Here is a 23900-nt window from a genome sequence, read left to right as displayed (position 1 = left end):
ACAGGTTGGGTGGTTGTGGCTATAGCGTTCCCCGAACCGCGCCAAAAATCGCCTGCAAAGTAAAAAGCCTCCGCCTCCGGCCAACAGGCGGAAGCAGAGACTTTTGCGGGTTCCCTTTTTTTACGGCAATTCTAGGTATTTCATCAGCTTCTCGATCATGGCCTGGTACTGCTCATCCTTGAGATAAGTCCGATTGGAATTGAAATCGAAGGCGCTGCCCCAACTTTCGCCGTCCTTGTACTTGGGGACGATATGGAAATGGATGTGGGGCATGGTGTCTCCGTACATGGCGTAATTGATTTTATCGGGCAGGAACGCCTTCTCGATGGCGGCGGCCACGCGGGCGATATCCTCCATCAGCTTCGCCCGGGTCTCCTCGGGAAGGTGGAACAGCTCCCGCTGGTGGTCGTTCAGCACCACTACGCAGCGGCCGAAATAGGATTGCTCCTTATAGAGATACAAAGTCGACACGTTCAGCTCGCAAATTTCGAGCATCAGATGGTCCAGCCGTTCGTCGCGGCTGCAAAATACACACTCCCGTTGCATTCTTTTCGAATCCTCCTTGCCGCTAGTCGAGCCGTCAGACGCTTCTTTCCGCCAAGCCGGTACCCCTCTTCGTCGGCGAAGGAAGAGCGGTCGCGCATGGCGGCGGGCAGCCTGTCGGCGGGTTGAGTCCTGCTGTCTTCCTATCTTACGGTTTTCCCGACCGCCTGTCCATTCTAAGCGCCGCGAAGGAGCTGTAGACCGTGGACAGCATATACGCGATTCCGACCGCTACCGGCAGCATCACCACTGCCCGGGCCGCGCTGACCGCAGGCAGCCAGACGGCGGCTCCGACGACGAGAAAGCCGGGCAGCATGGCAGAGAAGACATAAGTACGCAGAGCATTGTACCAGGACCCCGGTTTCCACGAAAAGAGGCCAAAGAACGCATTTTGCTGAAATTCGCCCCATTGCAGCCGAACGTAATAGCAGAGGATGAGACCCGATACAAGCCAAATCACGGTGAAGACGGGCTGGGAGCCGATGCCGATCCGGGTCAGAAGGCTCCCTCCGGCAAAGACGCCGGTGATCACCAGGTAATTCTTGACCTGTTGGGGATTGCGGAGCAGCCCCTTGAGGCCCGATTCGGCGAGCACGTTCGCCGCCGTCCGCTTGCGGAAGATTCGCCCCGAGCGGCGGAACAGCAGCGGCCGGCGGCGCGGATAGGCCGGCTTCTTGACGACTTGATCCCGCAGAATGAAGGCCACGTATTTGAATTTTTCCCTGCCGTCCCGCCGGACATCCTCCATGAAGGCCGACTTGGCCAAGAACCGCTTGCGGAACAGCCAGAGAACGATCAGGCCGGCGGCGGCGCAAAGCGCTGCGCCGGATACCAGACCGTGCCGGAACAACCGCGTCGTCACGGCGAAGAGCGCCCCCGCTGCCGCGACCAGCGCCGACTTGGCGAGGAACAGCCGCCAGCCGAAGAAGCGGATTTCGGCAAACTGCCGGATCAAGGCAAGGCCGAGCTTATACAGCCAGATATACAGGATCAGCAGAAGGAACTGCAGCAGGGTGAGCCGATCGTTCAACAGCAGGACAGGCGTGAGAATCAGCCCTAGAAGCGCGGTCGCCATCAGATCGACGATAGCCGAGTAGACGGAGCCGAAGCGCCGGAAGCGGTCGGCCCAGCGGTCGCCCTGCAGGAAATGAAGCTGGTCCGCCTCCTCCAGGAAATACCGGATCGTTCCCTGCAACAAGAAGAGGAACAGCCCGGCCCGAACCAAATCGAAGGTGAGGAACGAGAACCATTCCGGCGGCGTCCGCCACCATTTCAGGTAATTGTAACCCGCGACGGCGACAATCGGCAGCACCACGTAGATCGCTACGGTCCAATCGACGATGAGCCGGAATACCCTCCACTGGAAGCTCCAGTTGGCGCGCAGCCGCTTGCGAAAATACCCGCTGACGGTTTCCATCGCGCTCACGTCCCTTCCGTCATGGCCGCAAAGCAGTCGAACAGGGATGCCTCCGGCAGCCCGCAGGCCCCCCGGATATCCTCCAGCGTCCCCTGGGCGACGATGCTTCCTTCCGACAAGAGCAGGAAGGAGCTGCAAATTTTCTCCGCCGTATCGAGCACGTGAGTGCTCATCAGCACGCCTGCGCCTCGCTTCCGCTCGCCGTTCAGCATGTCGAGGAAATCGCGGATTGCCCGCGGATCGAGGCCGATGAACGGCTCGTCGACGATGTACAGCTCCGCGCGGTGAAGAAACCCGAGCACCAGCATGATCTTCTGCTGCATGCCCTTGGAGAAGCTGGAGGTCAGGTGATCCCGAACCTCAGTCAGCCGATAACGCGCCAGCAGCTCCTCTGCGCGTTCCCGAAACTCTTCGTCCGACAGCCCCATGGCGCTCGCCGCGAGCTCCAGATGCTCCCAGAGGGTGAGGTCTTCGTAGAGAACGGGATGCTCCGGGATATAGGCGTAGTGGGGCTCGCTGTCTTCCCCGTTTCCGAAGACGATCTCGCCCTTCACTTCGGGGAGAAGGCCGAGCAGCGCCTTGATCGTCGTGCTCTTGCCCGCTCCGTTCGGGCCGATGAGCCCCACCAGCTCGCCGGGTCCCACCGAGAAATGGATGTCGCGGATCACCTCCGCTCTCCCCTTGTATCCCGCCGATTCAATGCTTGCCTGCACGACTGCCATGCTAGCCGCCTCGCTTCCCTCACGCTTTTGTCCATAGAATACGGCACTGCCTTCGGGCCGTTTCACTCTTTAACGGTCTTCAGCTTCTCGTCAATGATCGCGAGCAGCCACTCGCGTTCCCCCGGAACCCCTTCGATCAGCCGGGCGGCCGCGACCGGAAGCTGCCACGCTTCGATCTCGGGCAGCGTCATGCCGCTTGTCCGCAGATATTCCTGCAGGTAAATCTTCTCCATGCGGCGCTTAAACGGCACCGACAGCCTGGCGATCAGCTTGCCCGTTCCGGGAGGGATATAGGGCGACTGGAGCATAAGCAGGGTTCGAGCCACATCGGCAGCGGGATTCCCCGCCTCCGCGTTGGTCCAATCCAGTACCTGGAGCTCTCCGCCGCTTTCCATGACGTTGCCGGGATGGAAGTCCCCGTGGAGAATGGCGCTTCCCTCGGGAAGCCGTTCCGTATAGCGGAGAATGCGCTCCAGCTTCGCACCGAGCAGGTCTTGGCTGTACCGAATCCGCCCCGGCAGGGCTTCGCTCTGCTTCCCGATCCGGTCGCAGCGGCTGGCATGCATTCGGACATGCAACTGGGCCAGCTGGCACGTGCAGGACTTCATCTTCCAAGGGGCCTTCTGCATGAGATCGAACAGACTGACCCCTTCCGCCCGCTCGTAGACGATGCCCACGCCCTGCTCCAGCTCGACCACTTCGTATGGCTCGGGCGACGGCACGCCCGCCTCGTACACTTCCCGAGCCGTCTGATATTCGCGTTCGATCCAGCTCCGTTCGAAAGCCGGGCGAAACAATTTCAAGACCTTCCCTTCGTCCCATTCATGCACAACGGCCGTCCGTCCCTGGCCGATCATCCGTCCCAACGTCCCCATACTCCCGTTCCCCCAATTCGCTGTTCGTCCACCCGCATGCGCGTGCAAAAAAAAAGCCCGCACCCTCGGCGGGTGCGGGGCTATTCGATTCTCCCATCCTAGCACAAACTGGCGAAAAAAGGTAGACGGCGCCTGTGCTTGGTTAAGGGTTGCTGAGCTTGATGACCCGGCTCTTGGTGGGATCGTCGTCCTTGCCGAGGTCGTCGCCGTAGAAGCGGCAGAGCAGCTCGACCAGATCGCCGTCGTATTGGATTTCGCTCCAGCGGTAGAGCTCGGTCAAGGCGTCCGGAATGCCGGTCAGGGACCGGTTGCGGGCGTCAAGCGCCGTCATGGCCGCGAAGCTGTCCGCCACCCGCAGGATGCGGGCGTTGAGGGAGATGTCCTCCCACATCAGCCCGTAGGGGTAGCCGGTGCCGTCGAGGTTCTCGTGATGGGCAAGAATCGCTTCCCGGTCGATCAACCCTCGCTCGGCCATCGAGGAAAGCACCTCGACGGTCAGTCGGGGATGATCGAGCACGGTCGCCCCGCCGATGATGACTTCGCCTCCCTGATGCTCGCGGACTTGCAGCTTGCCGTAGTCCATGAGCAGCGCCGACCGGTAGATCAGCTCCTGCTCCCGGGAGGTCAGGCCGAGGCCTTGGGCCAGCAGTAGGCTGTAATAAGCGGCGCGAAGGGAATGGTCATATATGAATCGGTCGTGGGACTTGAGTCGTTTCAGCAGGAAGGCGGTTTGCCGGTTGTCCAGACAAAAGCGCCAGGCCAGGTCATGGTATTCGCTTACGTTTTTAACTGTGCGGTTTATCATGGGAATCATCCTTCCGTATTCTCCGCCCCTTGCACGCGAATGATGCCTTATACGGAGTATTCTCCTATTAATTAGACAAAAAATCGATCACCGAAGCTTCTTATTTTGCCTTTTTTCGGAAAGTGCGGAGAATCACACCTTCTTCCTACTCCTCCTAGGCCATTGGTCGGTTATCCGCTTTCACTCCTCCTACCATGCGCACAAAAAAGACGGCAGTCCCGCTGCCGTCGACTTTATTCCTTTATTTGGTGAGCTCGACCTCGAACGACCAGGTCGCCGTGCTGCCCGAATAGCGTCCCCGATTCTCCGTCACGACCACGGTCAACTTCTTCGTCTTCGCTTTACCGATGGCCGATACTTGGACTTTCGTTTCCGCCGTGCCGATGTCGGGGTACTTGTCCATTTCCTCCGCTTTCGCAACCAGTTTGACGTTATCCGTATTCTTCAGCTTGAGCTTCACCGTATCGCCCTCTTCGAGCGGTTTGCCGTTCACGGTGAGCTTAGTCTCCCACTCGTTTCCGACGTGGTTGTTTTCGACCAGCTCCGCCCCGACGAACGTAACTCCCACGCTGACGGTCGTGCCCGCAGCCTGAGCTTGTCCGGCTCCGGCCAACAGCGCGCTGAGCCAGACGCATAGCGCCAGCCTTCTCCAGCCCTTCATTTTCGGTCGCCTCCATAAAAAAAATAAGCCGCCCAAACAGGCGGCAAAAGATCGGGTCAAGCGAAGGATGGCTTGCGGTCGGTCACGCGGCCGCTCACGATCTTCACATATTCCTTGTCGGCGCCGTCAAGCGAAGGACCGACGAACACATGGGCCGGGCCGTTCGGATTGGCCCAGGGAGCAGCGCTCCCGGAGGCGGCCGCGCCGCTGTCCTTGCGGGTGCGCGGTCGAACGGATTCGGCCGCTTGCGCGGCTTTCCGAGTGAGCCGTTTCTTCATCGCGAATCCCCTCCAATCAGGTTGCGGACGGTGCTGAGAAGCTCGTCGTTGGCCGCGACGGTTTCCTCCAGCCGCTCGTCGCTCAGGGTCTCCTCTCCGGAAATATGCACGGACAGGACATGCTCCTTACCCAAAGGATAACACAGAATGTAGACTTCCTCAATTTCCCGGCGGTTAAAAAAGGACCAAACGTTGCTGTTCAGCGCCTCCAGCACATAAATCTGTTCGCCGGACCCCCGGGGGGCGCCCCCGAGCGGAAAGCTGCGTCCCCGGCCGACATTACCGCCGACCTGGCGGATTTCGCCTCCCTCCGCCTTCCAGATGGCGGCCCCCGTCGACCGGAAGCCCGCGGGAGGAAGAAAGGCATTGCGAATCGCTTCGGCGTAGGCCGAATACCGCTCGGCCGGATCGGGCTCGGAAACGTTCTTCAGGTACCCCCAGAAGAACCGCAGAATGCTCTGCTTGCGCTCCAGGAGGTCCTGCTTTTCCTTCAGCAGCCGAACCGGATCGGGAAAAAGGCGCTCCCGCCGGATAGCCTGCGCAATCTCGCCGCAGGGAACGTCCATCGCGGCGGAATACCGGCCGTCGGCACGGCCGGCGTAACGCAGCAGCGTCAGCCCCTCCAGATCGGACGGCAGACGAAAGTCGGCGGCGGGCCAGCCGTCCGGGGCTTCCGGAAGATCGCGCGGCACCAGGCAGAACACCCGGCTTCGCCGCAGCCGGCCCCAGAACAGGCCCAGCTCGAACAGGGTATTGTCGCGGGTGATGAAAACCGGCTTCTGCCGAATCAAGGCGATGTCTTCGGCCGCGAACACGAAGACGCCGAAATCGCTCCCATCCAGCTCCCGCTCCAATGCTTCCATGGTGTAGTCGTTCGGGCCGAAGGTGCCGGCGTACCAGGGATTGACCTCGGCTACGCGTTCCAGATGCGAGGCTGCGGCCCGGGCGTACTCGATCGCTTCGCGGGAGCAGCCGATAAAAACGCGGGGATTGCGCTCGGAGAGCGTCATGACCGATGGTTCACCTACTTTGCGCGTTCAGGAGTGGTTAAAGCCTAACTGATAGACCATGGCGATCAGCTGGGAGCGGTCGTTTACTCCCAGTTTATGAAAGATATTGGTCATATGATTCTTTACCGTGTGCTCCGAGATGAATAAGGTTTCCGCCACGTCCCGGTTGCTCGCCCCGGTGGCGACCAGGCTGAGCACCTCCTGCTCGCGCGAAGACAGCGCATGGAGGTCGCGGATGGCCTGCAGCGGATCGCCCCGCAAGCCCGGCTCGTCGCGGGCGGCGGCGGACTCGCCCAGCACGACCTCGAAGTCCACGGTCTCCTTGCGGATGAGAAACGCGGAGAACGCTTCCCTCAGCTCGCGGGCAACCGCTCCCTCCCGCAGCATCCGCTCCGGCTGCACATGCTCCAGCGCGAGCGCGGCAATCGGGCCCGCTTCGCCGGCCGTCGAATCCGCCGGGCCGCTCTCCGTGTCCGGCGAGGCGAGCCGCTTGACCTCCTCCAGCACCGCGATGAGATCGGGCTCGACCACATCGCGGACCATCCCCGGCTCATAACCCGCCAGCATACACGCCTCGCCGGCGAGCCGCTGGTCGCGCTCCCCCAGACCGCGGCTGCGGGTGAATTCCGCCGCCAGGTCGCGGGCTGTAAGCGTGCGCTCGTACTCCTGCGGGTCCCAGCGCTGGATGGCCCGGTGCAGCAGAGCCGGCGCCTCGTAGCCCCTCGGCCGCTCGTCCTCGCGGATGCGGTGCAGCGCCCCGCTTCCGGCGATGGCGAGCGACTGGACGAAATCCCGGTACTGCTCGTGCTCGCTCCGTTGGCGGAGCCCGACGAGCAGGACGCCGAGCAGCTCGTACCGATAGACGAGCGGGCATTCCAGCACCGGCGTGCCTTGGAACTCCGCAAGCGCGGCCCTGCCGAAGAAGGGGTCTTCGGGTTCGTACGCCTCGTACCGTTCGGCCAGCTCGCGGATGTAAGCTTCCACCTGCTGCTGGGCAAGACCCCGCGAGACCATCTGCGCCTTGCCTTCAGCCCGGGTGAGCAGGGCGGCCGCAAACGGCCCCTCCACCAGGCTCAGGCTCATATCGATGAGGATGAACATCACCCGCTTCGGGTCCTGAACCAGGGTGACGGTTCGACCGATCTCCATCAGCATCGACAGCCGGAGGAAATGGTCGTTGTTCTCCTGGCGGAGCTTTCCCAGGGCGAACTGCGCGTTCAGGAACGAACAGAGGGTCTGGCCGAACTCGAACAATTCGTCCGGCACTTCCTCCAATTTCCGGCTGCCGCCGAACAGAACCCCGGCCACGTCGCCATCCCGGATCAGGGGATAGCTGAACAGCGATTTCACCGCCACATTGTTCTGGCGGAAGAACAGAATCCGCGGGTCGCGGCCGACGTGGCCCCACCTTCCCGGCTGGCGGGTCGCCGCCGTCTGGCCGAGAAAGCCTTCGCCGAGGGCGAAGCTGGAGCCGATGAGGCTGAAGCCGGCCCCCAGCACCTCCGCGACCTTGTAGTGCGTTTCGTCTTGCTTGACGGCGTAGCCGACGAAATCGAGCCCCTGCCCCGCCGCGAAGAACGGCTGCAGGCTGTCCTTCAAACGGATCTCGCTTCGGTCGAAGCCCGAAGCGATCTCCCGCAGGGCAGCGAGCTGCCGCCGGCCGGACCGCTCCTCGGTCTCCGTCTCCAGGAGCCGGCCGGTTGTGGCCGCCATGGCTTCCAGCTTGGCGGAGAGCTGGCGCTTGCGTTCGCCGTTGAGCTCCGGAACCGAATCCCGCAGCTCCCGGTACAGATCGCCTTCGCTCTCCTCTCCCTCGTAATAGCTTTGCAGCAGGAGGCGCGCCCGGGAATCGGTGAAAAAGGCGGCCCATATGTAATGGCGAAGCGGCTCGCGCCCCGGAATGGGCGCGGCCATCAGCTTGATGCCGGGGCGGAATTCGTACTCCATCGGCCGGTGCAGACCGTAGAGCGATTCCGTAAGTACGGCGGCCTCCGGCGACAGCCGGCCCGCCTCGCTGCGGTCCTCCAGCGGCCGCATCCATTCGGTCCGGCCGGAGGGCCGGGTCACCCAACGGCCGGATTCATCCGTCACCAGCAGACAGAGTCCGGTATCCGTCGCATAAGCGTCCTGAAGTTGCTGCAGCAGCGCTAGGTAATGGTCCATGGCGGATCGTCCCTTGTCGTCAGAGTGGGAAGCTTGTAGCGGTAGACGGTATGAGGCCCGTCCTCCGCCCGTTCCAGAATGTTCAGCTCCATCAGCCGCCCGAGCGCGAGGAGCAGCGGCTCCGGCCGGCTCCCGAGAAGCAGGGCCAAGCCCTCGCAGGTCTCGCTGGCATGCGGATGGTCGCGGAAATAATTGGCGCAATCCAGTTGCAGCTTTCGTTCCGTCAAGTCAGACTCGCCCATGGCCATTCTCCTTTCCGTTCCAGGGAAGCCCTCGGCGAAGCCAAGCTTGCCCCCATTACCCTCTTTTACCCACCTTTTAACCAAATGCACCGCATAACGCAAAAAAGGCGCTCCGCCACGGAAGATGGGAAGCGCCGATGAAGAAAGACGACGTTGGCGATTTAGAAAAACAGGGTAAAGATCAAGTGATAGGTGAGGTAGCCGATCACCATGGAAATCGGGATCGTGATGACCCAGGTCATGATCATCGTGCCGACGATGCCCCAATTGATCGAGCGGGCGCGGATGGCCGTGCCGGTGCCGATGATGGCGGAAGTCACGACATGCGTGGTGGACAAGGGCAGACCGAAATGCGTCCCCACCGAAAGCACCGTCGCCGAGGTCAAGTCGGAAGCGAAGCCGTTCATCGGCTCGATCTTGATGATCTTGCTGCCGACGGTCTGAATGATCTTCCAGCCGCCGATCGAGGTGCCGAGGCCCATGGCCGTTGCGGCGGCCAGCTTGACCCACAGCGGAATGTGGGAGGTGCTGTCCAGATAGCCGCCGGAAACCAGGGCGAAGAAGATGATGCCCATGGCCTTCTGGGCGTCGTTCATGCCGTGGGACAGCGCTTGCCAGCCGGCAGAGAGAATCTGCATGCTGCGGAAGCCTTTGTTGATGGTGCCGGGCGAGGTTTTGCCGAACCAGCGGAGAAGCTGTCGGATGATCTTCAGGATGATGAAGCCGGCGACGAATGCGATGAAGGGAGAGAGCAGCAGACCGCTGAGGATCGTGCCGAACCCGCTCCAGTGAATTTCTTGGAATCCGGCGCCGGCGACGACCGCGCCCACGAGGGAGCCGATCAGCGTATGCGAGGAGGACGAAGGGATGCCGAGCATCCAGGTGAGCAAATTCCACAGGATCATGGAAATGAGGGCGGCGATGACGATGTGCAGCCCGTTCTCGAGGCGGCTCGGATCGGCGATGCCTTTGCCGATGCTGTGGGCGACGCCTTCGGCGATGATCGCGCCGATAAAATTCAGAATGGCTGCGTAAAAAATCGCGAAGCGGGGCTTAAGCGCTTTGGTGGACACGGAGGTGGCGATGGCGTTAGCCGTATCGTGGAAGCCGTTGATGAAGTCAAAGAGCAGCGCCAGAATGACAATGATAACGATCGATGTCACGAGGACCCTCCTAAAAAAAGGATTTGGTGTATGTAGCCCCGCCGTTCCGGGCGGTCGATCAGGATGAAACCTTCCACACCAAGACATGTTATAGGCGGAAGGCAACATGAAAAATAATATCACAATCCCCGACAAATGTTGAGGAATTTTTAAGATGGCCGCATGCGGAAAGCGCTTTAAAGATTGAACAATTCGCCTAGAATTCCCCCTTGCTTTTTGTTTTAGTATTCCCGTTTCCCGGACGCTCCTGTGTCGCGGGCGGTCGTTGACCAAGATTTTCCTCGAAAAAGGAGGCCGTTTGCATGTGGAATCAGACCGCCGTCGCCGAGCTGCTCGGAACCCGCTACCCTCTGCTGCAGGCGGCTATCGGAAAAGCCGCGGGGCCGGAGCTGGCCGCCGCCGTGTCGGAGGCCGGCGGGCTGGGCACGATCGCGGCCGCCCATCTATCCGCTGACAGGCTCCGCGAAGCGGTAAGGGCGGTACGGGCCCGCACCGGTCGGACATTCGCGGTGCATCTCCATATCGCCCCGCCGCCGGAAGAGCCCGATCCGGCCCGGTTCGACGAGTTCCGCCGCTTCCTGCTTCCGGCCTACCGGGAGTTGGGGTTGGGCGAGCCCGTTACGTTGGAAGCAGCCCGGGCGGAAGCGAAACGCCTCGCCGCCCGCGCGGAGGAGCAGCTCGCGGCCGTCGACGAGGAGCGCGTGCCGGTGCTCAGCTTCTCGCGCGGCATCCTCGATAACCGCTGGATCGACCAATTGAAGCGGAACGGAACCCTGCTGATCGGAACGGCTACCACCGTGTCCGAGGGGGCGCATCTGGAGCATCAGGGCATCGATCTGGTCGTCGGCCAAGGCAGCGAGGCCGCGGGCGAACGCGGCACCTTTCTCGGCTCGCCCGAGCAGGCCGCCGTCGGCACCATGGCGCTGACCCCGCTCCTCGCCGATACCCTGCATGTGCCGGTCGTCGCCTCCGGCGGTGTGATGGACGGGCGAGGCATCGCAGCAGCGCTCCTGCTCGGTGCGGGCGGCGTCCAGCTCGGCTCCGCCTTCCTCGCTTGCCCGGAAAGCCGGGCCACCCGCCGCGTGCGGGATATCGTCCTCGCCAGCATGGAGGAGAGCACCGTGCTGAGTCGAGCGTATAGGGGCCGCCCCGAACGGGTGGTCCGCAACCGCTTCGTCGTCGAGGGAGCGGCATGGGAGAACCTGCTGCCGCCCGAGCCCTTCGCCGAGCTGCTGACCCGGCCGATCCGGGAAGCGGCGCTGGAGCAGGAGCGGGCGGAGTACATGGCCGTTCGTACCGGCCAGGCTTCGCGCCTGCTGCAGAGCGAGCAGCCGGCGGCGGCCGTGGTCGAGCGGCTGGTCCGCGAGACCGGCGAGGCGATTGCGCGGCTTCGGGACCGGTGAAGCGTGTAATGCTGGTTCAGGAGCGGGGAGACGCAGCGAGCTCGGAAGCGGCGGCTCAAGAAGCGAAAGCCAAAAGACGCCTGCTCCCCCGACTAAACCGCGGAAAGCAGGCGTCTTCGATAGCAATCGTCAAACCGGCGGAAGCGCGGAGGGCTGGCCGCCGTCTCCCGTCAGTCCTCGTCGCGGTCCAACCCGCTGCGGGCGACGCCTTCCTGATAGGCGGCGTATAACACGGCAAGCCGCACCCGCTCCGCCACGTCGGGATCGAACGCGCTCGGAATGATGCAGGTCTCCGACAGGTCGGAGGCCTGGACGGCGGAGGCGATCGCGTGGGCGGCCGCCAGCTTCATGCCCTCGGTCACCCGTTCGGCCCGGCAATCGAGCACGCCGCGGAACAGGCCCGGGAAGCACAGCACGTTGTTGATCTGGTTCGGGTAATCCGACCGGCCGGTAGCCATGACGCGTACCAACCCGGCCGCCTCCTCCGGCGTAATCTCCGGATTGGGATTGGCCATGGCGAAGACGATGGCGTCCTTCGCCATCCGGGCCACGTCCTCCCGCCCCAGCAGGCCGGGCGCGGACACGCCGACGAAGATATCCGCACCGCGGATCACCTCGGACAACGGGCCTTCGGCTAGCCGGGGATTGGTGCGGGCGGCGTAGTCGTTCCAGGCGTCGCGCTCATAGCGGCGGGTGCGGACCAGCGCCCCTTCCCGGTCGACGCCGACGATGTCCTGCACGCCCGCCGACAAGAGAATGTCGGTGCAGGCGGTGCCTGCCGCGCCGACCCCGGAGATGACGACCCGGCAGGAAGCCAGCTCCTTGCCGACGAGCTTCACCGCGTTAAGAATACCGGCCAGCATCACGACGGCGGTGCCGTGCTGGTCGTCGTGGAACACCGGGATATCCAGCTCCTCGACGAGCCGCCGTTCGATCTCGAAGCAGCGCGGCGCGGAGATGTCCTCCAGGTTGATGCCGCCGAACGACGGGGCAATTTGCTTAACCGCCTTAATGATCTCCTCGGTGTCCTGCGTGTCCAGGCAGATCGGGAATGCGTCGACCCCGCCGAGCTGCTTGAACAGCATCGCTTTGCCTTCCATCACCGGCATGGCGGCGAGCGGCCCGATGTTGCCGAGGCCGAGCACGGCCGATCCGTCGGAGACCACCGCCACCGTGTTGCGCTTGATCGTTAGGCGGTGCGCCTGCTCGGGGTTCTCGTGGATGGCCATGCAGACCTGGGCGACACCCGGCGTGTAGACGCACGCCAGATCGTCGCGGTTGCGGATCGCCAGCTTCGGCGTCGTTTCCAGCTTGCCGCCCAGGTGCATCCGGTAGATCCGGTCCGACTCGTCGAGCGGCCGAACGCACGCATTCGCCGCCGGGCGGTTATCGCCTGCGTCCGACGCGACCCGAAGCGCAGAGGCTCCGCCCCCGGCCGTTTCTACCTGCTCCAGCAGGTCATTCGCTTTCTGTGCCATCATTCTTCCCTTCCGCCCGCTTCCGCGAGACGCTCGGATTTTTCTTTTTCCTTGCGGTAGCACTTGCGGCACAAAGGCCGGTACTTGTCGTTGCCGCCGATATCCACCTGCTCGCCGGTGAATACGGCCCGTTCGCCCTGGAAGCGGGTATTGAAGCGGGCTTTGCTGTTGCAGTACCAGCAGACCGTCTTGACTTCCTCGATCCGGTCCGCCGTCTCCAGGAGCCGCTTGCTCCCTTCGAACAGCTTTCCCTGAAAATCGGTCATGAGCCCATAGGCGATGACGGGGATGTTCAACTGATCCACGATGTCCGCCATCATGTCGATCTGTTCCGGCGTGGCGAATTGGGCCTCGTCCACCACGACGCAATCGGGCTTCGCCTCCTCGACGATTTCGCGCATGCGCCCGTTCAGCAAGAGCGCTTCCCGTTGAAACCCGACGCGCGATGTCACTTTGCCGATCCCGTGCCGGGTATCGACGACCGAGGTGAAGATGAGCACCGACTTGCCCTGCTCTTCATAGTTGTTGGCGATCTTGAGAATATCCATCGACTTGCCGCTGTTCATCGTGCCGTAGCGGTAATAGAGTTTGGCCAAGGTGTAAGAGTTCCTTTCCGAAGGGGCGCCGCCAAAGCCGACCGGCGGGGTCCCCAAAATTTCTCCCCTATTGTACTCCCGCGCCGCGCGAAAAGAAATACACTTTGTCCCTATTCCGGATGGAAATTCATCGTCGGTTTCGATCCCTTCGGTTGAAAAGGCTTCCTCCCTCCAGGGCTGCCTGTTCAAAAATGTCATCGCATGGTCCTGCCCATTTGTGGTATGGTAAGCATATTGCTTTTTCGTACGCGGCCCGGCCGCGGGACTCTGAGGAACGTGGTGACGCGTATGTGCGGGATCGGCAAAGGAGCGCCACAGGAGCGCCAAAATGGCGCCTATGGCAAGCAGGACATACGGATAGCGGAAAAACCTTCAACGGGACGTTGAAGGTTTTTGTTTCCTTGTGGAAAGACTGTTTCGGGAGGGAAATACCATGTCGCAAGAACCAGCCGGCAAAATCAGCCCGGCCATTTGGGGAGCTTGGGTAAGCCTGATCAGCAACCTCGGCCTCACGATCATGAAGCTCGGCGTCGGCGTGCTGTTCGGCAGCCAGGTGCTCGTGGCCGACGGGGTGCACAACGCCGGAGACGTGATCGCGTCGGGAGCCGCGCTCAGCTCCATGCGCATCTCCAACCGTCCGGCGGACGAGGATCATCCCTACGGACACGGCAAGGCCGAGGTGCTCGGAGCGGCGTTCGTCGCCATCATCCTGGCCATCGCCTCGCTGTTCATGGCTTATCAATCCGTCGAGACGCTGTTCCGGGAACCGGCCGCCCCTCACCTGCTGCCGCTGATCGCCGCCGCCGTCTCCCTGATCTGGAAGCTGCTCTTGTACGTCTATACGATCCGCATCGGCCGCGAGTCGGGCAGCCAGGGACTGATCGCGACCGCAAACGACCATCTGGCCGACGTCTACGCCTCGGGGGCGGCGGTGCTCGGCATCATGCTCTCGCTGATCGGCGCGCAGATTCACTCGCCCTACTTCGCTTACGGCGACCCCATCGCCGGAATCATCGTCTCGCTCTTGGTCATGCGGATGGCTTACTCCATGGGCCGCGAATCGTTCGACGTGCTGATGGAGCACAGCGTCGACACGGACATCCTGAAGGACTACGCCGCGCTCATCCGCACGGTGCCGGAGGTCAAGCGGATCGACCGGCTGCGCGGCCGCAACCACGGGCACTACATCATCGTCGACATCCGCGTATCCATCCCCGGCAGCCTGACGATTCAGGAAGGCCACGACATCGGCCGCAAGATCAAGAAGGTCATCACCGGAGCCCATCCCGATGTGGGCGAGGTGCTGGTTCACCTGAACCCGTGGTATGATTCTGAGCCGGTGAGGCTGTAAACTTAAGGGCGCTGCCGTTTCCCACAGAAGCCGGCTGCGCCCTCTTTGGCTATCGCTCTAGTAGATGTGCTTCACGATCTCTTCGAATTCCGGCTCGGCCATATCCACGTCCTCGATCTCGCCCCACTCGCCTGCCGTGCGGAGTACGCTCATCGCCGTGACGGCTTGGCGGTTGCATTCAAGGCACAGCGTCCGTCCGTCGGACGCTGCCAGACGAAACGGCAAGCCGCCGTCGGTCCGCCCGCCGCCCTCGGCGATTTCCGCCGTTCCTGCGGCAGCGAACCCTTGGCGCCAGGACGGCGGCACCTCCGGCTCGCCGCGGTAGCGGACGCGGATCACCGTCGGCAGGCCGATTCGGCTGCGCAGCTCGGGGATGCTTCCGTCAAAGCGCAAGCCGCCGTCGCTTACGACCAGCACGCGGCTGCACAGCCGTTCGATATCGTCCATATCGTGGGTGGTGAGCAGCACCGTCTTCCCCAGTTCCCGATTGAGGGTCCGCAGGAAGCCGCGGATGCTCTCCTTGGCGTTCGCATCGAGCCCGATCGTCGGCTCGTCCAAGAACAGGATGTCGGGATCGTGCAGCAGAGCCGCCGCGATATCGGCCCGCATCCGTTGGCCGAGCGACAGCTTGCGCACCGGCGTATCCAGGAACGGAGCAAGCCCGAGCAACTCGGTCAGCTCCCCCTGCCGAAGGCGCCGGACGTCATTCGGCACCGAATACATCGCCCCCAGGATCTCATACGATTCTTTGACCGGCAGATCCCACCACAGTTGACTGCGCTGGCCGAACACCACGCCGAGCTTCCGGGCGACCCGCCGCCGTTCCCGGTGCGGATTCAAGCCGCCGATGCTCACCGTACCCGAGGTCGGCCGGAGAATTCCCGAGAGCATCTTGATCGTTGTCGATTTTCCCGCCCCGTTCGGCCCGATGTACCCCGCGAACTCGCCGTCCGGCAGGGTAAAGCTGATCCCCTTGACTGCTTCCTTCGTCCGGTATTCCCTCGTGAACAGCGTCCGCACTCCCGCAAACGCTCCCTCCCGGACAACCGGGGTCCGAAATACCTTTTGCAAATTCTTCACTTCGATCATCGCCGATCCTCGCCCCCTTATGATCGGGACCTTTCGTCCCTTGGCCGATTTCTTCCGTTCCTTCTTGCATCCCCTTAATGCCGGTTCCGGCTCCGCCCGAGGCTGTTGCGGAAGCTCAGCTTCCGGTGCTTTGATAACGTTCCGCGCCGATTCGCCAGAAAGCGAGCGCAGCGGCGATGCACAGCCCCGCCACTCCGGCGCTTGCCGCCAGCACCCACCACCCGTATTGATGACGCAGCAGGTACAGGGCAGGCACGTAATTGGCGAAAGCTACCGGAAGCACGGTGAAGAACACTCCCTTCAGCCATCCGGGATACAACGTCAGCGGGTATTGGGCGGCGCTGCGGGAAGCGTCCTCGGTCAGCGTCTGCAGCACCTCGACCTTGGTCATCCAGAACCCGAGCGTGGAGGTCGCCAGGCCAATGGCGAACAGAATCGCCGCTCCGTTCAGAATCACCCCCAGGGTCAGCGGCACGGCCATCCATCCCACTTGCCCGGAGGCCAACAGCTTGTACAGGCAAAAAGCGAGAATCCCTCCGCCCTGCAGGGTTTCGCCGAGAAGAACCCGGAAGTTCTGCGTCATCAGGGCGGCGAGCAGCGGCAGCGGGCGAAGCAGGAGCTGGTCCAGGCCGCCGCTTACCAGATAGCGGTCGAGGTTGTGAACGTCGTTGGCCAGACTGCGGTACACCACTTTGGAGAGGCTGATCACCGAATAGAGGTACCCCACCTCGTAGATGGACCAGCCGTCGATGCCCTGAAAGCGGAACAGGACCACGGCCACCATCAGGAACTCGGAAATCGAGACGAGAGAAGCCAACAGCGTAGACATCCAAAAATTGAACCGGTACTGCATGCGGCTTTTGACGCTCGCCCGAATCAGCAGCAGGAAGACGCGCAGGTGTCTCATCCTCCCTGCACCTCCACCTTGCGCCTGGCGAGCACGGTTGCCGCACCGCAGACCGCCGCGAGCGAGCCGCACCACAGCAGGCCGGGGAGCAGGACCGCCGCAGACTCCTGCTGCAGGAAGATTTTGACCGGATGGTATTGCAGATAGGGATAAAAGGAATGAAGGCTGGCTGTCCTCAGCCAGGAGGGAAGCCATTCCACGGGCACGAAGAAGCCGGAGAGCAGCATCGAGAACGCGTAGTTGAGCCAATGAAACCAGAGGGATTCGGTCGTCCACAGCGAGACGACGCCGATCAGGTACTGCACGCAGATCGAGAGAAATGCTCCCATGGCCAGGGCCGCGAGAACCTCAGGATAGGTCCAGAATCGGGTGGGAAGCGGCAGCGAAAAGACGAAGAAGTAGATGAGGTAGATGGGAAGGGTCTTGTAGAGGAATTGATAGCCGACCTGCCCCCATTCGCGGACGGCGGTCTGGTAGAACAGGCTGACCGGCCGCATCAGATCGAGCGCGATCTGCCCGGTTCTCACCCGCTCCGGAATGCCCAACCCCAAGGTCGCGAAGGTCGTTACCCACAAGGCGGCCTGGGTGAATCCAACGTAGGCGGTCATTCCCTGGACACCGTACCCTTCCAGCTCATGGGTGCGGCCGATGCCCATCCAGATGAAGATGTACATGAAGCCGAACAAGGAACTCGCCAAGTTGTGAATCAGATGGGAGCTTCGGTACTGCAGATTGACCCGGTACGCTTTGCGTACCAGCACGGCAAACAGCATGTTGCACCTCCGGGATTTGAGTTACACGCAGCGTGAAGCTTGGGTGGCGGCTTCGGCTTAAGCCGTATGCGGGCGACAGATGCGCGGTAAGCATCTGATCATTCCGTCCGGACCGGCGGCGAGGCCGTGCGTACACTTTCAAACCGACTTGCAGCGAAAGCCTAAGGCGTGAGAGAGTTTCTAAGTTTACCAGAAGCTTCAAGAATGGGCAATGGCCTAATAGCTGCGGATTTCTTGCCACATAAACAATCCCGTTCCGGCTTAGGAGCAAGCGAACTCACTCTTGGCCGGACGGGATGGTCTTGGCTCTATTTTTCCATAGGACGAGACGCTTCCCCTTTCCGCCCTCGCCCCTCCTTTACCCCTTGCCCGGCCGCTCTGCATTCTTCCGCTGCCGCAAGAAGGCGAGGGTCGCGTTCTCAGGAATGGGCCGCCCGGCCGTTTTGGCGGAGACGACCCGCTGGGAGAGGTAGATGCCGGTATGCCCGGAGAACAGGTAACTGACCGTACAAGCGATGAACAGATATGGCAGGAACCCGCCGCCGAACAGCTCCGCCCCCATGATAAAGCAGGCGAGCGGCGTATTGGCCGCCCCGGCGAACACGGCGACGAAGCCGAGCGCGGCGAGGAAGGGAACCGACAGCTGCAGCCACTGGGCCAGCGTGCTGCCGAGCGTCGAGCCGATCACGAACAGCGGCGTGACTTCGCCGCCCTGAAAGCCCGCGCCGAGGGTGAGCGAGGTGTAGAGGCTCTTCCAGAGGAAGGCGAGGGGCGGCGTCTGCCCCTGAAACGCTTCGCCGATCAGCGGCAGGCCGAGGCCCAAGTAGTCCCTTGTTCCGCCGAGATAGACGAGCGCGATGATCACCAGACCGCCGACGAAGCTCTTGAGCGGCGCATAGGGAATCCACTTGGCATAGAACGCCTTGATCAGCCGCGTCGCCTCGCTGAAGAACAGGCCGGCCAGTCCGAACACCGCCGCGGCCAGCGTCACCTTGAGCAGGACCGGAGCGGTGAAGGCGGGAATGACGCCTTCCACTTGATACAGGTGATGCCGGATGCCCCAGGCGCGGGTGACGACGTCTCCCGTCAGGCTGGCAATCAGGCAGGGGACAAGCCCTTCCGAACGGAGCAGGCCGATGGCCAGCACCTCCATGCCGAACACGGCTCCGGCGAGCGGTGTCCCGAAGACCGAGCCGAAGCCGCTGGCGATGCCGCACATCAGGAGCAGCCGGCGGTCCGCCGCGTTCAACCGGACGAGCCGGCCGAAGCCCTCGGCGAGGCTGCCGCCCATCTGGACAGCCGTACCCTCGCGGCCGGCCGAACCGCCGAAGAGGTGCGTCAGCACGGTGCCGGCGAGCACCAGGGGAGCCATGCGCAGCGGCACCTGCCCTTCCCCGCCGTGAATCTGGTCGAGCAGCAGGTTATTGCCGCGCCCCGCTTCCTTGCCGTACCGAAGGTACAGGAAGCTGACGAACGCTCCGCCGACCGGAAGTCCCCAGAGCAGCCAGGCATGCGCCTCCCGCGCCGAGGTAGCGGCGTCCAGGCTCGCCAGGAACAAGGCGGAGGCGGAACCCGACAGGACGCCCACAGCGCCGCCGAGCAACAGCCATTTGAGAAGAAAGGCGACCGCGGCCGCCGGCCCGAACTCGCGGAGCCGAACCGCCGTCTCTTCAAGCCGGGTCCGTACCTCCGATGCTCCTTGCCGGAGGCGCCCCTCCTCCGTGCTTGCCTTGCCTCTTCTCCCGTTCATTGCTTCCATCCCTCTTCCTGTCTCTGAAAATAAATAGACTCCTACCAGCCTCAAAACTCGCTGGTAGGAGTCATCAGCCCGAATGCGGGCGGTTATGGCGAACTCCATCGCCGTATGCTTGCTGCTGCTTTCTAGAGAATACGGCAGTCCGCGGAGGATGTCAACCGTTCGTTCCCCGCTCGCGCGCCCCGCCTCTCCAGCTTCTCCTGCTTCTCCTGCTTCTCCTGCTTCTCCAGCTTCTCCTGCCTCTCCATCCTCTCCTGCCTCTTCCGCCGGTTCGGCGGCTTCTCCATCAGCCGCCAAACTGGCGGAGGTGATGGTCGAAGTGCAGGTACAAGAGCCGGCCGTACTCCCGTTCCGTCAGCGGCCCGAAGGCGGGATGCCGCGAGCCGCCCGCGAGCTCCAGCGCATCGAACAGGGCAAGCAGCTCCGCTCGGTCGCGTTCGAAGCCGGCCGGCTTCGTGCCTGCCCGGCGGGCGTCGAACTCCGGCGCGGTCGGTAGGACGCCGCCCGGCCAGCGGGGCATCAGCCACAGCGCCGCCGGCTTGGCGATCCGCTGCAGGAAGAACCCGCCCATCTCCGGGAAAAGCCGGATGCCGGCCGCGTCCTTCAGCTGGTCGGCCAGGTGGCAGAGCATCTCGCCCGCGGTCATCGTGCCGAAACGGCGGCGCGCCTCGGGCGAAAGCCGCTCGATGCGCGAGCGGATGACCCGGCGGACCGCCGGGTCGTTCAGCCGTTTCATCGCGCATCCCCCCCGCCGGGCGGCACGAGTCCCGCGAGGAGCGTCCGCTCCATCGCGGCCATCCGCGCCCGGTACGCCGCTTCCTCGCCGCCGCCGACGAACTGCAGCGCGATGCCGTCGCGCATCGCCCAGAACAGCGCGGCGAACTCGGCCGCATCGGCGTCGGACCGAAGCTCGCCCGCACGGACGCCTTCCTCGACGATGCCGCGGATGAACGCCTCGGCGGCCTCGCTCTGGCGGTCCATGGCCTCGCGCAGGTCCTCGCGGCGGGAGGATTCCAGCCAGAAATCCAGATGAAAGGCGAGCAGCCGCTTCAGCTCCGGCAGCGGCTGCTCGCGGAACGCGCGGAACACCTCGCGCAGCTTATCCAAGGCGGAAGCCTCCGCCGGAAAGCGCGCCGAGAGGAGGGAAAGCGACTGAAGCAGCCTCTCGCTCATCACCTGCCGGTACAGCTCCTCCTTGCCGGAAAAATACCGGTAGACCGCTCCCTTGCTCACTCCGAGGCGGGCGGCGATGTCGTCGACCGCCGTTCGTCCGTAGCCGGCGGCGGCGAAGCAATCGAGCGCCGCATCCAGAATGGCCTGCCGCTTCTCTTCCTTATAAGCTTCGGAAACCTTTGGCGACATCCGTCCCTCCCCCTTCCTTTCCGTTCCGTCTATCGTTCGGACGGGTTACTTCAGGTTTTCGGGGTTCAAGACCTCGAGCTCCGGCACCACGAACCGGCCGTCCTTGCGGATCAGGCGGTCGTCAAACCAGATCTCCCCGCCGCCGTATTCCGGCCGCTGGATGCAGACCATATCCCAGTGAATCGCCGAACGGTTGCCGTTCGGGGCGGCGTCGTAGCATTGGCCCGGGGTGAAGTGGAAGCTGCCGTCGATCTTCTCGTCGAACAGCGTATCCTTCATCGGCTCCCGCACGAACGGGTTGAAGCCGAAGGAGAACTCGCCGATGTAGCGGGCGCCTTCGTCGGTATCGAAGATCCGGTTGATCCGCTCGGTATCGTTCGCTTCCGCCTTGACGATCTTTCCGTTCTCGAAGGTCAGCTTGACGTTCTCGAAGGTGAAGCCCTGATAAGGCGAAGGCGTGTTGTAGCTGAGCACGCCGTTCACGGAATCGCGCACCGGCGCGCTGTACACCTCGCCGTCGGGGATATTGCGCTTGCCGCAGCACTTGACCGCGCCGATGTCCTTGATCGAGAAGCTCAGGTCCGTTCCCGGTCCGACGATGCGGACCCGGTCCGTCTTCTTCATCAGCTCGTGGAGCGGGTCCATCGCCTGCTCCATCTTACGGTAGTCGAGCGTGCAGACGTCGAAATAGAAATCTTCGAATTCCTCGGTGCTCTTGCCGGCGAGCTGCGCCATGCCGGGCGTCGGATAGCGGAGGATGACCCATTTGGTCCGCTTCACCCGGTTTTCACTGTGCACCTTGTGGCTGTAGAGCGTCTGATACAGCTTCATCTTGTCGTCGGGAACGCCGGTCATCTCGTAGCTGTTGCTACCGCCGCGAATGCCGATGTAAGCCTGCATCCGGTTCATCATGTCGTTGTCGATCTCCGCCCATTCGCGGATTTGCTCTTCCGTCGCTTCCATGACGAGCGTACGGGTTACCTGCGGGTCGCGGAGTACGACGAACGGACGGCCTCCGGCGGCTTGCACGGCCTTGACGAGTTCCTGAACGAGCGGATTGTCGATGCCGATTGCCTCGATCATTACATTTTCGCCCGGTTGAACCGAGGTGGAATAATTCACGAGCAGATCGGCCAACTTGGTAAGACGCGGATCTTTCATGGATTTCGCTCCTTTTGCGATTAAAAGTGACTGTTCGGTCACTTTGATTGTCGCATACCCGCCGGAGGATATCAAGGCTCCCTTAAGGAAGATCGATCAGCATGAACAGGCTGTCCGCGGACGCTTGAATCGCCAGCTCCGGCGTATCGGTGATGCGGACGTCGTCGCGACGCTTCACGTCTGTTTCCCCGTTCAGGGTCAGCGCGCCTTCGAGCACGAACAGATAGATCCGCCTTCCGGTCGGCTGCGTGAAGGACAGCGCCTTCCCCGCTTCCAGTCGGGACAGGTAAAGCGTCAGATCCTGATGAATGGAAGCCGCGCCGAAGCCGGGAACACTGGAAACAACGGGCAGCAATGCGTTCTCCAGCTTGGAGGCATCATATGAACGGGCTTCGTAGGAGGGCGGCAGCCCCGGGGTATCCGGGTGGAACCACAGCTGGAGGAAATTGACCGGCCGGTCGGACGGGTTGATCTCCGAATGCCGGACGCCGGTCCCGGCGCTCATGCGCTGCACCTCGCCGAAGCCGGTGACGGCGGTCTCGCCCGTGCTGTCCTCATGCTTCAGCTTGCCCTCGAGCACGATGGACACGATTTCCATCTCCCGGTGAGGGTGGGGGGCGAAGCCGCGGTGTCCGGCGACAAAGTCGTCGTTCAGGACCCGGAGGGGGCCGAACCCGGAATTGTCGGGGTCGTAGTAATCCGCGAACGAAAAGCTGTGATACGAAGTAAGCCAGCCGTGATCTGCCTTATACCGGGCTTCCGCCGGACGAATCTCCATCATGACCATAATCCCCTCTCGGAAAATTTAAGTTACTTACTATTAATAAGTATACAACTACCCACTTACTTTTGTCAAGTAACTGTGGTATGATGGATGCGGAGATGATGAAGCATGAATGATAACCTACATCCTCTGTGCCCCAAATTCGAGGCGGCCTTTGAACTGTTCGGCAAGCGGTGGACCGGGCTGATCATTCAAGTCCTCTTGACCGGAAGCAAACGGTTCGGCGAAATCGTCGACCGGATTCCCAACATGAGCGACCGCATGCTTGCGGAGCGGCTCAAGCAGTTGGAGGAAGCCGGAATTGTTACCCGAGAGGTATATCCGGAGACGCCGGTGCGGATCGAATACCTGCTGACCGAGAAGGGCAAGGAGCTGTCCCCCATTATGAACGAGGTTCAGAAATGGGCGGATAAATGGATGACGCTGGCCCCTTGCGGGGGAGAGGCATCGACAAAATAACGACTGCCCGAATGTTTCAGGAATGTCTTCCCGAGCAGCTGCGGATACTATCCCGTGGCTGCTTTTTTTCTTTGCCGCCGAGCGGGAAATGGCATGGGGTTTATGTCGAAACTTATTATATGTAATGAACTTGACTTTCGTTAGCAAATGCTTTAGGATGTGAGAATCATCACTCAATTACTTTTCCGAGCGAAAAAAAGGAGAGAACCATTCATGGCGACTGTACTGTACATTACCGCCCATCCGCACGATGAGCAAGCATCTTACAGCATGGCGGTGGGTGAAGCGTTCCTGAAGGCTTACCGCGAAGCCCATCCTGGCAACGAAGTGATTCGGCTCGACCTGTACAAGACGAATATTCCCCAGATCGACAACGACGTATTCAGCGGCTGGGGCAAGCTGGCGAGCGGCCAGGAATTCCAGGCCCTGACGGCCGAAGAACAACAGAAGGTCAGCCGCCTCGGCGAATTGGTCGACCAGTTCGTCTCCGCCGACCAGTATGTCTTCGTTACGCCGATGTGGAACCTGAGCTTCCCGCCGGTGCTGAAGGCTTACATCGACGCCGTCAGCGTCGCCGGCAAGACCTTCAAGTACACGCCGCAGGGCGCCGTGGGCCTGCTGGAAGGCCGCAAGGTTCTCCACATTCAAGCCGCCGGCGGCATCTACTCCTCCGGCCCGGCCGCCGAGCTGGAAATGGGCGACCGGTATCTGAAGACGATCACCCAATTCTACGGCATCACCGATTACGAGACGCTGCGCGTCGAAGGCATGTCCGCCTTCCCGGACAAGGCGCAAGAGATCAAGGCCGAAGCGATCGAGCGGGCGAAGAAGACGGCCCAAACGTTCTAAGCTTCTCAGGCTACCGGCCCTTTCCGCCGAAAAGACAAGACGCCGTTCCCTCA

The 23900-nt window shown here is 62.3% G+C and carries 26 protein-coding genes and 1 riboswitch; of the genes, 4 read left to right on the top strand and 22 right to left on the bottom strand.

Translation table 11 applies throughout. From position 1 onward, the window contains the following. Window positions 1–120 precede the first annotated feature (120 nt). The 11 genes from ACSEXS_RS00960 to ACSEXS_RS00910 all read right to left on the bottom strand — a co-directional run bounded on the left by ACSEXS_RS00960 (window position 121) and on the right by ACSEXS_RS00910 (window position 9879). The gene (locus ACSEXS_RS00960) at window positions 121–546 is read right to left on the bottom strand and encodes an HIT family protein (protein WP_438431315.1); all 426 of its coding nucleotides are present in this window, start codon (window positions 544–546) and stop codon (window positions 121–123) included. A gap of 145 nt (window positions 547–691) precedes the next feature. Continuing rightward, window positions 692–1960 carry an ABC transporter permease gene (locus tag ACSEXS_RS00955; protein WP_438433052.1) on the bottom strand — a complete coding sequence of 423 codons (1269 nt, stop codon included), beginning with the start codon at window positions 1958–1960 and terminating at the stop codon, window positions 692–694. 5 nt (window positions 1961–1965) lie between these two features. Beyond that, the gene (locus tag ACSEXS_RS00950; RefSeq protein ID WP_438431314.1) at window positions 1966–2682 is read right to left on the bottom strand and encodes an ABC transporter ATP-binding protein; all 717 of its coding nucleotides are present in this window, start codon (window positions 2680–2682) and stop codon (window positions 1966–1968) included. Between the two features lie 62 nt (window positions 2683–2744). Beyond that, a complete protein-coding gene (locus ACSEXS_RS00945; RefSeq protein ID WP_438431313.1) occupies window positions 2745–3557 on the bottom strand; it encodes a phosphotransferase family protein in 813 nt (270 codons plus the stop codon). Window positions 3558–3699: 142 nt separating this feature from the next. Continuing rightward, window positions 3700–4362, bottom strand: coding sequence for an HD-GYP domain-containing protein (locus tag ACSEXS_RS00940; protein ID WP_438431312.1), 663 nt, complete (start codon window positions 4360–4362; stop codon window positions 3700–3702). Window positions 4363–4603: 241 nt separating this feature from the next. Continuing rightward, window positions 4604–5023 (bottom strand): hypothetical protein, encoded by a 420-nt coding sequence (locus ACSEXS_RS00935; RefSeq protein WP_438431311.1) that lies wholly within the window; start codon window positions 5021–5023, stop codon window positions 4604–4606. Between the two features lie 56 nt (window positions 5024–5079). Continuing rightward, window positions 5080–5301, bottom strand: coding sequence for a hypothetical protein (locus ACSEXS_RS00930; RefSeq protein ID WP_438431310.1), 222 nt, complete (start codon window positions 5299–5301; stop codon window positions 5080–5082). Then, a complete protein-coding gene (locus ACSEXS_RS00925) occupies window positions 5298–6311 on the bottom strand; it encodes a TIR domain-containing protein (protein ID WP_438431309.1) in 1014 nt (337 codons plus the stop codon). Before ACSEXS_RS00925 ends, ACSEXS_RS00930 begins: the two co-directional genes overlap by 4 nt. Window positions 6312–6338: 27 nt before the next feature. Then, window positions 6339–8474 carry a LuxR C-terminal-related transcriptional regulator gene (locus tag ACSEXS_RS00920; protein ID WP_438431308.1) on the bottom strand — a complete coding sequence of 712 codons (2136 nt, stop codon included), beginning with the start codon at window positions 8472–8474 and terminating at the stop codon, window positions 6339–6341. Continuing rightward, entirely contained in the window at window positions 8459–8716 is a 258-nt protein-coding gene (locus ACSEXS_RS00915) for a hypothetical protein (protein WP_438431307.1), read from the bottom strand. The genes ACSEXS_RS00920 and ACSEXS_RS00915 overlap by 16 nt, the downstream gene beginning before the upstream one ends. A gap of 161 nt (window positions 8717–8877) precedes the next feature. Then, window positions 8878–9879: an inorganic phosphate transporter gene (locus ACSEXS_RS00910; protein WP_438431306.1), complete on the bottom strand. Its 1002-nt coding sequence runs from the start codon at window positions 9877–9879 to the stop codon at window positions 8878–8880. A 302-nt stretch (window positions 9880–10181) separates the two neighbouring features. Here ACSEXS_RS00910 and ACSEXS_RS00905 point away from each other — a divergent pair, with 302 nt between their 5' ends. Beyond that, on the top strand, window positions 10182–11282 hold the full coding sequence (locus ACSEXS_RS00905) for an NAD(P)H-dependent flavin oxidoreductase (RefSeq protein WP_438431305.1): 1101 nt from the start codon (window positions 10182–10184) through the stop codon (window positions 11280–11282). A gap of 170 nt (window positions 11283–11452) precedes the next feature. Here the strand turns inward: ACSEXS_RS00905 and ACSEXS_RS00900 are convergent, their stop codons facing one another. Together ACSEXS_RS00900 and ACSEXS_RS00895 are read right to left on the bottom strand one after the other, a co-directional pair. After that, a complete protein-coding gene (locus ACSEXS_RS00900; protein WP_438431304.1) occupies window positions 11453–12763 on the bottom strand; it encodes an NAD(P)-dependent malic enzyme in 1311 nt (436 codons plus the stop codon). After that, on the bottom strand, window positions 12760–13356 hold the full coding sequence (locus ACSEXS_RS00895; protein WP_438431303.1) for a thymidine kinase: 597 nt from the start codon (window positions 13354–13356) through the stop codon (window positions 12760–12762). The genes ACSEXS_RS00900 and ACSEXS_RS00895 overlap by 4 nt, the downstream gene beginning before the upstream one ends. A 433-nt stretch (window positions 13357–13789) precedes the next feature. On the opposite strand from ACSEXS_RS00895, the gene ACSEXS_RS00890 reads away from it, so the two are divergent. Continuing rightward, window positions 13790–14707: a cation diffusion facilitator family transporter gene (locus ACSEXS_RS00890; RefSeq protein WP_438431302.1), complete on the top strand. Its 918-nt coding sequence runs from the start codon at window positions 13790–13792 to the stop codon at window positions 14705–14707. 57 nt (window positions 14708–14764) lie between these two features. On the opposite strand, the gene ACSEXS_RS00885 is transcribed toward ACSEXS_RS00890, so the two are convergent. The 9 genes from ACSEXS_RS00885 to ACSEXS_RS00845 all read right to left on the bottom strand — a co-directional run bounded on the left by ACSEXS_RS00885 (window position 14765) and on the right by ACSEXS_RS00845 (window position 22536). After that, complete coding sequence (locus ACSEXS_RS00885; RefSeq protein WP_438431301.1) at window positions 14765–15796, bottom strand: ABC transporter ATP-binding protein; 1032 nt, start codon at window positions 15794–15796, stop codon at window positions 14765–14767. A 115-nt stretch (window positions 15797–15911) separates the two neighbouring features. Continuing rightward, window positions 15912–16703, bottom strand: coding sequence for an ABC transporter permease (locus ACSEXS_RS00880; protein WP_438431300.1), 792 nt, complete (start codon window positions 16701–16703; stop codon window positions 15912–15914). Then, complete coding sequence (locus tag ACSEXS_RS00875) at window positions 16700–17476, bottom strand: ABC transporter permease (protein WP_438431299.1); 777 nt, start codon at window positions 17474–17476, stop codon at window positions 16700–16702. The genes ACSEXS_RS00880 and ACSEXS_RS00875 overlap by 4 nt, the downstream gene beginning before the upstream one ends. A gap of 358 nt (window positions 17477–17834) precedes the next feature. Then, a complete protein-coding gene (locus ACSEXS_RS00870; protein WP_438431298.1) occupies window positions 17835–19226 on the bottom strand; it encodes a voltage-gated chloride channel family protein in 1392 nt (463 codons plus the stop codon). Between the two features lie 57 nt (window positions 19227–19283). Then, window positions 19284–19347: riboswitch (Fluoride riboswitch) on the bottom strand. Window positions 19348–19357: 10 nt separating this feature from the next. Continuing rightward, window positions 19358–19480, bottom strand: a complete 123-nt coding sequence (locus ACSEXS_RS00865) for a hypothetical protein (RefSeq protein WP_438431297.1) — start codon at window positions 19478–19480, stop codon at window positions 19358–19360. Between the two features lie 38 nt (window positions 19481–19518). Then, entirely contained in the window at window positions 19519–19968 is a 450-nt protein-coding gene (locus ACSEXS_RS00860) for a hypothetical protein (protein WP_438431296.1), read from the bottom strand. Further along, a complete protein-coding gene (locus ACSEXS_RS00855) occupies window positions 19965–20594 on the bottom strand; it encodes a TetR/AcrR family transcriptional regulator (RefSeq protein WP_438431295.1) in 630 nt (209 codons plus the stop codon). Before ACSEXS_RS00855 ends, ACSEXS_RS00860 begins: the two co-directional genes overlap by 4 nt. Before the next feature lie 45 nt (window positions 20595–20639). Then, complete coding sequence (locus ACSEXS_RS00850; protein ID WP_438431294.1) at window positions 20640–21755, bottom strand: aminopeptidase; 1116 nt, start codon at window positions 21753–21755, stop codon at window positions 20640–20642. Window positions 21756–21837: 82 nt separating this feature from the next. After that, window positions 21838–22536 carry a pirin family protein gene (locus tag ACSEXS_RS00845; RefSeq protein ID WP_438431293.1) on the bottom strand — a complete coding sequence of 233 codons (699 nt, stop codon included), beginning with the start codon at window positions 22534–22536 and terminating at the stop codon, window positions 21838–21840. Between the two features lie 111 nt (window positions 22537–22647). Here ACSEXS_RS00845 and ACSEXS_RS00840 point away from each other — a divergent pair, with 111 nt between their 5' ends. Continuing rightward, window positions 22648–22998 carry a winged helix-turn-helix transcriptional regulator gene (locus tag ACSEXS_RS00840; protein WP_438431292.1) on the top strand — a complete coding sequence of 117 codons (351 nt, stop codon included), beginning with the start codon at window positions 22648–22650 and terminating at the stop codon, window positions 22996–22998. A 213-nt stretch (window positions 22999–23211) separates the two neighbouring features. After that, window positions 23212–23847, top strand: a complete 636-nt coding sequence (locus tag ACSEXS_RS00835) for an FMN-dependent NADH-azoreductase (RefSeq protein WP_438431291.1) — start codon at window positions 23212–23214, stop codon at window positions 23845–23847. Window positions 23848–23900: the final 53 nt, after the last annotated feature.

Source organism: Gorillibacterium terrae (genome assembly GCF_051594785.1).
In the GTDB taxonomy this organism is placed as follows: Bacteria; Bacillota; Bacilli; order Paenibacillales; family NBRC-103111; genus Gorillibacterium.
Note: the sequence above shows the minus strand (reverse complement) of the source record. Positions and strands in the feature narration are given on the sequence as shown.